Here is a 10,243-nt window from a genome sequence, read left to right on the forward strand (position 1 = left end):
CCTGCCGCGCCCCTCGCGGGTCTCAGCCCAGATAGCGCCCTTCCAGATGGGCGCGGAAATGGGCCGGATTCAGGCCCGGCTCGCCGCTGGCGCGCTGCACCAGCTCGGCCGTCTCCCAGCGCGAGCCCTGGCTCCAGATGCGCGCGTTCAGCCAGTCGAAAACGGGGCTCAGCTCGCCGGCGGCGATGCGCTGGTCCAGATCGGGCATCTCGCGGCGCATGCTGGCGAACCACTGGGCCGCGTACATGGCGCCGAGGGTGTAGCAGGGGAAGTAGCCGAAGAGGCCGGCGCCCCAGTGCACATCCTGCATGGGACCGTCCTTGTAGTTGCCGCGGGTGTCTATGCCCAGCAGCTCCATCATCTTGGCGTCCCACAGGGCCGGGATGTCGTCCACCTCGATCTCACCCTCCACCAGGGCGCGCTCGATCTCGTAGCGCAGGATCACATGGGCGGGGTAGCTGACCTCGTCGGCATCCACGCGGATATGGCCGGGCACCACGCGCGTGAGCAGGCGATTGATGTTCTCGGGCGCAAACGCGGGCTGCTCGCCCAGATGCTTGACGATCAGCGGGCTCAGCAGGCCGGCAAAAGCGGGGTGGCTGCCCAGCTGCATCTCGAAAGACAGGCTCTGGCTCTCGTGCAGGCCCATGGAGCGGGCGCGGGCAAGCGGCAGGCCCAGCCACTCGCGCGGCAGGTTCTGCTCGTAGCGGCCATGGCCGGTTTCATGGATGGTGCCGGTCAGGCTGGGCAGGAAGCTGTCCTCGCGGTAGCGCGTGGTCATGCGCACATCCTCGGGCACGCCGCCACAGAAGGGGTGGGCGCTTTCGTCCAGGCGGCCGGCCTCGAAGTCAAAGCCCATCAGCCGCATCGCGTCCTGGCCCAGGGCACGCTGGGCGGCCGTGGCGAAGGGGCCCGCGGGCACCTGCACGGCTTCGCTGCGCTGGCGCTCCTGCACGCGCTGGATCAGCCCCGGCAGCCACTGGCGCAGATCGCCAAAGACGCGGTCCACCTCGGTGCTGCGCATGCCGTGCTCGTACTGGTCCATCAGCGCGTCGTACTTGGACAGGCCGCTGTCCTCGGCCAGCAGGCGCGCCTCCTCGCGGGTGAGGCGCAGCACCTCGCGCAGGTTCTCGGCATAGCCGGCCCAGTCATTGGCCGGACGCTGGCTGCGCCAGGCATGCTCGCAGCGCGAGATGGCCAGGCTCTTTTCTTCCACCAGAGACTGCGGCAGCGCATTGCTGGCACGCCAGGCCCGGCGCATCTCGCGCAGATTGGCGCGCTGGGTCTCGTCCAGGCCCTCGCCCTCGGCGCTGTCCAGCAGGCCCTTGAGCGCGGCATCGATGGCCTGCTGGTGCAGCAGGCCACCCATCTCGGCCAGGGCCAGGGCACGGGCCTCATTGCCCGAGGGCGGCATGAAGGCCGACTGGTCCCAGGAGGCGATGGACTGCAGGTGGGCCAGGCGGTGCAGGCGCTGATGGCGGCGGCACAGCTCGTCGTAAGCGGGGGTGTTGCTCATCGTGATGTGTGGTGGCTTGGTCGCGGCATTGTCAGGGATTGGGGAAGACCCAGAGCAAGGCCGCGGTCATGCTCAGGTAGCGGGCAAACTTGCCCAGGGCCATGAAGAACACACAGGGCCAGAAGGGCAGGCGCAGCCAGCCGGCCAGGGCGCACAGGGGGTCACCGACCACCGGCAGCCAGCTCAGCAGGCAGGCCTTGGCGCCAAAGCGCTGCAGCCATTGCAGGGCGCGGCGCTCGCGCGGCGGCCGCTGGGCCGCCCGCTCGTACAGCCGCTCCGCCCCATAACCCATCCACCAGCTGATCGCGCCGCCCACGGTATTGCCCACCGTGGCCACCAGCACCGCCGGCCAGAACAGCTCCGGGTTGAGCTTGACCAGACCGAAGACGGCGGGCTCCGAACCCATGGGCAAGAGGGTGGCCGAGACCAGGGCGACGATGAAGACCGCCGGCAGCCCCAGCTCGGGCAGGGCCAGCCAGGCCAGCAGGGCGTTGATATGTTCTTGCAGCCAGACTTCCATGCGGGCGCATTATCCGGACCCGCCGTGCCGAGGAGGGGCGGTTTGGGGCCGGCGCTATAATCCTGCCTCTTTTTTCAGCACCCTCCTCCCCCTCGCCTGCCCATGTTCATCGGCCCCCATGAGCTGCCGAACCGCCTCTTCGTGGCACCCATGGCGGGCGTCACCGACCGGCCGTTCCGGCAATTGTGCAAACGCCTGGGGGCGGGCTATGCGGTCTCCGAGATGGTGACCTCGCGCAAGGACCTCTGGAACAGCCTCAAGACCTCGCGCCGGGCCAATCACGAGGGCGAGACCGCGCCCATCGCGGTGCAGATCGCCGGCACCGAGGCGGCCATGATGGCCGAGGCCACGGTCTACAACATCCAGCGCGGCGCCCAGATCATCGACATCAATATGGGCTGCCCGGCCAAGAAGGTCTGCAACAAATGGGCTGGTTCGGCCCTGATGCAGGACGAGCCCCTGGCCCTGGAGATCATCGAGGCGGTGGTCGAAGCGGCGCGCCCGCATGGCGTGCCGGTGACCCTGAAGATGCGCACAGGCTGGTGCGAGGCCGAGAAGAACGCGGTGGCCCTGGCGCGCCGCGCCGAAGCCGCCGGCGTGGCCATGGTCACGGTGCATGGTCGCACCCGCGAGCAGGGCTACAAGGGCTTTGCCGAGTACGACACCATCCGCGCGGTCAAGGCCGCGCTCGCCATTCCGGTGGTGGCCAACGGCGATAGCGACAGCCCGGCCAAGGCCCGCGAGGTGCTGGCCTACACCGGCGCGGATGCGCTGATGGTGGGCCGCGCCGCCCCGGGCCGGCCCTGGATTTTTCGTGAGATCGCGCACTACCTGGCCACCGGCGAGGAGCTGCCCGCGCCCCCGGTGCTGCAGGCGCGCGACTGGCTGATCGAGCATCTGCACGATCACTACAGCCTCTACGGCGCGCTGACCGGCATGCGCAGCGCCCGCAAGCACATCGGCTGGGCGGTGCGCGCCCTGCCCGGCGGGGAGGACTTCCGCCAGCGCATGAATCTGCTGGACAGCTGCGAGGCCCAGGTGGCTGCGCTGGGCGAGTTCTTCCAGATTCTGGCGGACCAGCACGAGCGGCTGCCCTACCTGCCCGCGCAGGCTGCAGCCAACGATGAAGACCAAGAAGAAAGCACAAGGTTGCCGGCATGACGCCCAAGCCCATCGATACCGTGGTTCGCGAGAACCTTGAAGCCTATTTCCGCGACCTCGACGGCGAGGAACCCCACTCCATGCACGAGATGCTGATCAAGCTGGTGGAGAAGCCCCTGCTGGAGGTCGTGATGCAACGCAGCGGCGGCAACCAGAGCAAGGCCGCCGACTGGCTGGGCATCAACCGCAATACCTTGCGCCGCAAGCTGTCCGACCACGGACTGATCTGAGCACCGCACGCACCCGCATTCCACCCCTGAAGTCACCCACCATGACCCAACTCACCGCCCTGATCTCCGTGTCCGACAAGACCGGCATCGTCGAGTTCGCCCGCGAGCTCCATGCGCTGAACGTGCGCCTGCTCTCCACCGGCGGCACGGCCAAGCTGCTGGCCGATGCCGGCCTGCCCGTGACCGAGGTGGCCGATCACACCGGCTTCCCCGAGATGCTGGACGGTCGCGTCAAGACCCTGCACCCCATGATCCACGGCGGCCTGCTGGCCCGTCGCGATCTGCCCGAGCACATGGCCGCCGCCGGCCAGCATGGCATCAGCATGATCGACATCCTGGCGGTCAACCTCTACCCCTTCGAAGCCACCGTGGCCAAGCCCGGCTGCACGCTGGAAGACGCGATCGAGAACATCGACATCGGCGGCCCGGCCATGGTGCGCAGCGCGGCCAAGAACTGGAAGGACGTCACCGTGCTGACCGACGCCGGCCAGTACGCCCAGGTGCTCGCCGAGCTGAAGAGCGCGGGCAAGACCAGCGACAAGACCCGCTTTGCCTGCAGCGTGGCCGCCTTCAACCGCATCGCGCAGTACGACGCGGCCATCAGCAACTACCTGAGCGCCCGCCAGGACGACGGCTCGCTGTCGGCCTACCCCGGCCAGCTCAACAGCAGCTTCATCAAGGTCCAGGACCTGCGCTATGGCGAGAACAGCCACCAGAGCGCCGCGCTCTATCGCGACCTGCACCCCGCCCCCGGCTCCCTGGTGACGGGCAAGCAGCTGCAGGGCAAGGAACTCAGCTACAACAATATCGCCGACGCCGACGCCGCCTGGGAATGCGTCAAGAGCTTTGAAACCCCGGCCTGCGTGATCATCAAGCACGCCAACCCCTGCGGCGTGGCCATCGGCCTGAACGCCGCCGAGGCCTATGCCAAGGCCTTCAAGACCGACCCCACCAGCGCCTTCGGCGGCCTCATCGCCTTCAACCGTGAGGTGGACGCTGCGGCCGCCGAACAGGTGGCCAAGCAGTTCGTCGAGGTGCTGATGGCCCCCAGCTTCAGCGCCCAGGCGCTGGAGATCTTCAAGAGCAAGGTCAATGTGCGCCTGCTGCAGATCGACCTGCCCCAGGCCGGTGGCAGCACGCCCTGGGAGCAGGGACGCAATGCCCAGGACATCAAGCGCGTGGGCTCGGGCATCCTGGTGCAGACGGCGGACAACCACTTCCTGAAGCCGCAGGACCTCAAGATCGTCACCAAGCTGCAGCCCACGGCCCAGCAGATCGAGGACCTGATGTTCGCCTGGACCGTGGCCCAGTACGTCAAGAGCAATGCCATCGTCTTCTGCGGCGGCGGCATGACCCTGGGCGTGGGTGCCGGCCAGATGAGCCGTGTGGACTCCACCAAGATCGCCGCCATCAAGGCCGCCAACGCAGGCCTCTCGCTGAGCGGTTCGGCCGTGGCCAGCGATGCCTTCTTCCCCTTCCGCGACGGCCTGGATGTGCTGGCCGACGCTGGCGCCAGCTGCGTGATCCAGCCGGGTGGCTCCATGCGTGATGCCGAGGTGATCGCCGCTGCCGACGAGCGCGGCATCGCCATGGTCTTCACCGGCGTGCGCCACTTCCGTCACTGAGGCGGGACCGAGGACAGTGCCTGCGCACTGTCCGACGCCTGCCGAAGGCCTTGACCCGTCTCGCGGGGCAAGGCTGAGATGGGACCGAGCCGCCAGGGCCGGGACGGCCCTGGCCCTCACCAGGCAGGGACCGTCCTCAGGACGCTCCCTGTCCGGGTTCGGTCCCTGCGCACTGTCCTCCACCTGCCGGAGAACCTGCCCCGCAGAACTGGCCCAGGGATCGGGGTGGGCCGGACTACGGGCTGTCACCCCGGTGACAGGGTGGCTCCACCTAGAGCCGCACCCCTAGTCCAGGGCCTCTACGCTTGGCGCAACCCGCTGCAGGGGTTAGCCTTTGCCGTAGAGGAGTTGCCTTGAACCAAATCCCCGACGAACTGCTGCGGCTGGCCCTGGAGGCGCAGCGCGCCGCCTTCCGCGCCGAGCCCATGCCCAGCCTGGCCACGCGCCGCGATCGCCTGGCCCGCGTGCTGGCCATGACGCGCCGGTACGCCGACGAACTGGCCGAGACCATCTCGCGGGACTTCAGCCACCGCTCGCGCCACGAGACCCAGCTGGCCGATGTGGCCACAGTGGAAATGGCCGCCAAGCATGCGTCTTCGCATCTGGGTCGCTGGATGCGCCAGCGCCGCATGCCCACCGCATTGCACTACCTGCCGGCCAGCAACCGCCTGATCCCGCAGCCCCTGGGCGTGGTGGGCGTGATCGCGCCCTGGAACTACCCCTACCAGCTGGCGATGAGCCCGGCCATCGCCGCCCTGGCCGCCGGTAACCGCGTGATGATCAAGCCCTCGGAGCTGACGCCCGAGACCTCGGCGCTGATGGCGCGCATGGTGGGCGAGTACTTCGCGCCCGAAGAGATGCAGGTCATCACCGGCGACGCCACAGTGGGCCGCGCGTTCGCGGCCCTGCCCTTCGACCACCTGTTCTTCACCGGCTCCACCGCGGTGGGCAAGCTGGTGGCCCAGGCCGCGGCACAACACCTGACCCCGGTGACGCTGGAGCTGGGCGGCAAGTCACCCGCGCTGGTGGATGCCAGCGCCGACATCGCGCAGGTCGCCGAGCGCCTGGCCTTCGGCAAGCTGCTCAATGCCGGCCAGACCTGCATCGCCCCCGACTACATCCTGGCGCCGCGCGCCATGGTGCAGCCGCTGGCCGACGCACTGATCGCCGCGGTGCGACGCCTCTACCCCAGCATCGCCGGCAATGCCGACTACAGCGCCATTGCCACGCCGCGCCACCTGGCGCGCCTGCAAGGCCTGCTGGACGATGCCCGCGCCAAGGGCGCGCGCTTGCTGCCCACGCATGAGGGGATTGGCGAAGGCCGCAAGCTGGTGCCGCACCTGCTGCTGGACGTCAACGAGGGCATGGCGGTGATGCAGGAAGAGATCTTCGGCCCGCTGCTGCCCATCCTGCCCTACGACAGCGAGCAACAGGCGCTGGACTACATCAAGGACCATGCTCGCCCGCTGGCGCTGTACTGGTTCGGCGCCGACAGCGCTGCGCGCGAGCGCGTGCTGGCGCAGACCCACGCCGGCGGCGTGACGCTGAACGACTGCCTCTGGCACATCGGCCAGGAAGACCAGCCCTTCGGCGGCGTCGGCGCCAGCGGCCAGGGCGCCTATCACGGCATCTGGGGCTTCAACACTTTCAGCAAGATGAAGCCGGTGTTCAGCCAGCCGCGCTGGTTTGCCGGCACCCAGCTGTTCTACCCGCCTTATGGCGCCACCTTCGAGCGCCTGCTGGCACTGCTGAAGAAGATCGCCTGATGCGCATGAACAGCCAGAGCCACGTGAGCAGCCACTCCCCCCAGCGCCGCCGGCTGCTCAAGCTCGGTCTGGGCGCCGCCGCCCTGCTGGCAGTGGCGGGCGGCGGCGTGGCCCTGCTCAAGCCGGGGCTGCTGGAAGCCAACACCCGCCTCGCGCCCGCGGCTCGCGGCCTGATGCGCAGCGTGGCCCTGGCCGTGCTGGACGGCCTGTGGCCCGCCCCCGGACCGGCCCTCGAAGCCAGCATGGAACGCCATCTGGCAGCCCTGGATGCCAGCATCGCGGCCCTGCCCGCGGCCACGCGCGCCGAGCTGGCCCAGCTGCTGTCGCTGCTGGGCAGCGCCCCGGGCCGATTGGCTCTGACGGGGCTGGACCAGGATTGGCCGCAGGCCTCCGTGGCCGAGGTCGGTGCGGCGCTGGAGGGGCTGCGCCGCTCGCGCCTGGCCCTGCGCCAACAGGTCTATTTCGCCTTGCGTGATCTCAACGCAGCCGTGTTTTTCACCCAGCCCGAGCACTGGGCCTTGATGGGCTACCCCGGCCCGCGAGAGATTTGATGAGCAGCACGATCAAGGACCCCATCCAGGACGGCCTAGCCCGCGGCTGGAAGGTGCTGGGCGGCGGCCACGGCCCCATCCCCCAGGAGCTGGAATGCGATGTGCTCATCGTGGGCAGCGGCGCCGGGGCCGGCATCACGGCCGAGCTGCTGGCCAAGGCCGGCCTGCGCCTGATCATCGTCGAGGAGGGGCCGCTGCGCTCCTCCAGCCAGTTTCGCCAGCGCGAGTCCGAGGCCTACCCGGCCCTCTACCAGGAGAGCGCAGCACGCAAGACGGCCGACAAGGCCATCAACATCCTGCAGGGCCGCTGCGTGGGCGGCTCCACCACCGTCAACTGGACCAGCAGCTTCCGCACCCCGGCGCCGACCCTGGCCTGGTGGCAGCAGCAGTTCGGGCTGCGCGAGCTGGGCGAGGCGCAGATGGCGCCCTGGTTCGAGCAGGTGGAGCGGCGCCTGCACATCGGCGAATGGGGCGGCGAGCCCAATGGCAACAACCAGGTCTTGCGCCGCGGCGGTCGGGCGCTGGGCATCGAGGTGTCCACCATACGCCGCAATGTGCATGGCTGCTGGAATCTGGGCTCCTGCGGCATGGGCTGCCCGACCAATGCCAAGCAGTCCATGCTGGTCACGACCATCCCGGCCGCGCTCGAGCTGGGCGCCACCCTGCTGGTGCAAAGCCGCGCCACGCGTCTGGAGTGGGACAGCACCGAGCTCCAGCGCCTGCACTGCCAGCCGGTGGCCCTGAACGGCGACCCCGACGGCCCCGCCTTCAGCATCCGCGCCAAGCACTTCGTGCTGGCGGGCGGCGCCATCAACACCCCAGCCCTGCTGCTGCGCTCCGGCCTGCCGGATCCGCATGAGCGGGTGGGCCAGCGCACCTTCCTGCACCCCACGGTGATCTCCGCCGCCCAGTTCGAGGAACGCATCGAGGGCTGGGCCGGCGCCCCGCAAAGCCTCTACTCGGACCACTTCCTTGAACAGCCGCCGCTGGACGGTCCCATGGGCTACAAGCTGGAGGTGGGCCCTACGCACCCGGTGCTGCTGGCGTCCACCATGGCCGGGCACGGACAGGCCTTCGGCGCGGTGCTCAAGGCCTTCCCGCACTCACAGGCCATGCTGGCCCTGCTGCGCGATGGCTTTCACCCCGACTCCACCGGCGGTCGCGTGCGGCTGCGCAGCGACGGCAGTCCGGTGCTGGACTACCCGCTCAATGCCTATGTGCTGGAGGGCGCGCGCCGCGCCCTGCTCTCCATGGCCGAGCTGCAGTTTGCCGCCGGCGCCCGCAGCGTGACACCTGTGCACGAAAGCGCCCGCGCCTACGAGAGCTGGTCCCAGGCCCGCGACGCCATTCGGGCCCTGCCCATGCAGCCCTATCTGACCCGCGTGGTCAGTGCCCATGTGATGGGCGGCTGCGCCATGTCCGCCGAGCCCGAGCGCGGCGTGGTGCGACCGGACGGCCGCCACTGGCAGATCAGCAATCTCTCGGTACACGACGGCTCGCTCTTCCCCACCAGCATAGGCGCCAACCCCCAGGTCTCGGTCTACGCACAGGCGGCCCGGCTGAGCACGGGGCTGGCCAAGGTCCTGGCGGGCAAGTCGGTCGCGCTGGCCTGAGCTGGCTCCGCCGCCGCGCTACTCTGGCGCTGCAAGGCTTGGTTCACCCAATGCTCCGCCCAGGCCCAGCGCCCATGGCCGGAGGCGATATTGATATGACCCGCGTCGCCCAGCTGCACCACGGCGCTGCCCCAACGCCCCGCCCAGCGCTGGCCCACGCTCAGCCGCATCCAGGGGTCGCTGCTGCTGAGCACCAGGGTGTGCGGCAGCGCTAGCCGCTGCTGCGGCAGCAGCTCGGCCAGGCCGAACTTGTCGGGGTCGGCCGGTGCCACCAGCAGGGCAGCGACCACGGGCGAGCCGGCATCCAGGCGCAGATGGCGCAAGAGCGCCAGCACGCCAAAGCTGTGCGCCACCGCCACGCAGGGTCCGCTGCCACGCGCGAGCACCGAGCCCACCCGGGCGGCCCAACGGTCCAGGTCCGGCGTGACCCAGTCGTGCTGAACAACCCGCTGCGCCTGCGGAAAGCGCAGCTGCAGCTCGCTCTGCCAGTGACCCGGCGGGCTGTCATTGAGCCCCGGTACGACGATCAGGCGCGGCCCGGCACTCATAAGGTGGCGATGGAGACTTCGGTGGACTTGACCAGGGCCACCACCGCCTTGCCCGGCACCAGGCCCAGCTCCTTGACCGAGCGTGTGGTGATGACCGATGTGACCAGCAAGCCCTCGGAGGTCTGCACATCGACCTCGCTGACCACCGGGCCCTCGATGATCTCCTTGATCGTGCCGCGAAACTGGTTGCGCACGTTGATGGCGGTGATGCTCATGGAACGGAACTCCTTGTGGGTTGGGGAAACGGTGTGGCTGGCCCGGCTCAGACGGCAAAGCGCAGCGCGCCCAGGCGCAGCGGCTCCTGGGGCCAGCGGCTGTCGGGCGCTTCGCTGTCCGCGGGCTGGGGCTGACGCAGGACGCGCTGCAGAATGCGGGCCTCGATGGCCGCGGCCCTGGCGTCGGCGCGCTGGCGCGGTCGCGGCAGTGGCACCGGCTCATCCAGGGCGATGCGGCCATCCTCGATCAGCACCACGCGGTCGGCCAGGGCCACGGCCTCGGCCACGTCATGGGTGACCAGGACCGCGGTAAAGCCCTGCTCGCGCCAGAGCGACTCGATCAGGGCGTGCATCTCGATGCGGGTGAGCGCATCCAGGGCGCCCAGGGGCTCGTCCAGCAGCAGCAGACGCGGGCGGTGCACCAGGGCGCGGGCCAGGGCCACACGCTGGCGCTGGCCGCCCGAGAGCACGGCCGGCCAGTCCTGCGCGCGCTCGGCC

11 protein-coding genes are annotated in these 10,243 nt (G+C 69.6%); 6 read left to right on the forward strand and 5 right to left on the reverse strand.

What is annotated here, in order from left to right; translation table 11 throughout:
- Positions 1–22 precede the first annotated feature (22 nt).
- Positions 23–1,516 carry a carboxypeptidase M32 gene (locus ACK5F2_RS09000; RefSeq protein WP_409864195.1) on the reverse strand — a complete coding sequence of 498 codons (1,494 nt, stop codon included), beginning with the start codon at positions 1,514–1,516 and terminating at the stop codon, positions 23–25.
- 31 nt (positions 1,517–1,547) lie between these two features.
- Complete coding sequence (locus tag ACK5F2_RS09005; protein WP_409846428.1) at positions 1,548–2,036, reverse strand: YqaA family protein; 489 nt, start codon at positions 2,034–2,036, stop codon at positions 1,548–1,550.
- A 102-nt stretch (positions 2,037–2,138) separates the two neighbouring features.
- Here ACK5F2_RS09005 and dusB point away from each other — a divergent pair, with 102 nt between their 5' ends.
- The 6 genes from dusB to ACK5F2_RS09035 all read left to right on the forward strand — a co-directional run bounded on the left by dusB (position 2,139) and on the right by ACK5F2_RS09035 (position 8,982).
- Positions 2,139–3,197, forward strand: coding sequence for a tRNA dihydrouridine synthase DusB (gene dusB / locus ACK5F2_RS09010; protein WP_409864196.1), 1,059 nt, complete (start codon positions 2,139–2,141; stop codon positions 3,195–3,197).
- Positions 3,194–3,427 carry a helix-turn-helix domain-containing protein gene (locus ACK5F2_RS09015; protein ID WP_409864197.1) on the forward strand — a complete coding sequence of 78 codons (234 nt, stop codon included), beginning with the start codon at positions 3,194–3,196 and terminating at the stop codon, positions 3,425–3,427. The genes dusB and ACK5F2_RS09015 overlap by 4 nt, the downstream gene beginning before the upstream one ends.
- Positions 3,428–3,468: 41 nt before the next feature.
- Positions 3,469–5,052 (forward strand): bifunctional phosphoribosylaminoimidazolecarboxamide formyltransferase/IMP cyclohydrolase, encoded by a 1,584-nt coding sequence (gene purH, locus ACK5F2_RS09020; protein WP_409864199.1) that lies wholly within the window; start codon positions 3,469–3,471, stop codon positions 5,050–5,052.
- Positions 5,053–5,405: 353 nt separating this feature from the next.
- A complete protein-coding gene (locus ACK5F2_RS09025) occupies positions 5,406–6,818 on the forward strand; it encodes a coniferyl aldehyde dehydrogenase (protein ID WP_409864201.1) in 1,413 nt (470 codons plus the stop codon).
- Complete coding sequence (locus ACK5F2_RS09030) at positions 6,818–7,369, forward strand: hypothetical protein (RefSeq protein ID WP_409864202.1); 552 nt, start codon at positions 6,818–6,820, stop codon at positions 7,367–7,369. Before ACK5F2_RS09025 ends, ACK5F2_RS09030 begins: the two co-directional genes overlap by 1 nt.
- Positions 7,369–8,982: a GMC family oxidoreductase N-terminal domain-containing protein gene (locus tag ACK5F2_RS09035; protein ID WP_409864203.1), complete on the forward strand. Its 1,614-nt coding sequence runs from the start codon at positions 7,369–7,371 to the stop codon at positions 8,980–8,982. Before ACK5F2_RS09030 ends, ACK5F2_RS09035 begins: the two co-directional genes overlap by 1 nt.
- Here ACK5F2_RS09035 and ACK5F2_RS09040 read toward each other — a convergent pair.
- The 3 genes from ACK5F2_RS09040 to ACK5F2_RS09050 all read right to left on the reverse strand — a co-directional run.
- Positions 8,910–9,530, reverse strand: a complete 621-nt coding sequence (locus tag ACK5F2_RS09040; protein ID WP_409864205.1) for an RBBP9/YdeN family alpha/beta hydrolase — start codon at positions 9,528–9,530, stop codon at positions 8,910–8,912. The two genes, ACK5F2_RS09035 and ACK5F2_RS09040, sit on opposite strands and share 73 nt — an antisense overlap.
- Positions 9,527–9,745, reverse strand: coding sequence for a molybdopterin-binding protein (locus ACK5F2_RS09045; RefSeq protein ID WP_409864206.1), 219 nt, complete (start codon positions 9,743–9,745; stop codon positions 9,527–9,529). Before ACK5F2_RS09045 ends, ACK5F2_RS09040 begins: the two co-directional genes overlap by 4 nt.
- 47 nt (positions 9,746–9,792) lie before the next feature.
- On the reverse strand, positions 9,793–10,243 hold a 451-nt coding region (locus ACK5F2_RS09050), incomplete at its 5' end, for an ATP-binding cassette domain-containing protein (protein WP_409864208.1).

Source organism: Roseateles sp. (genome assembly GCF_046300915.1).
In the GTDB taxonomy this organism is placed as follows: domain Bacteria; phylum Pseudomonadota; class Gammaproteobacteria; order Burkholderiales; family Burkholderiaceae_C; genus Kinneretia.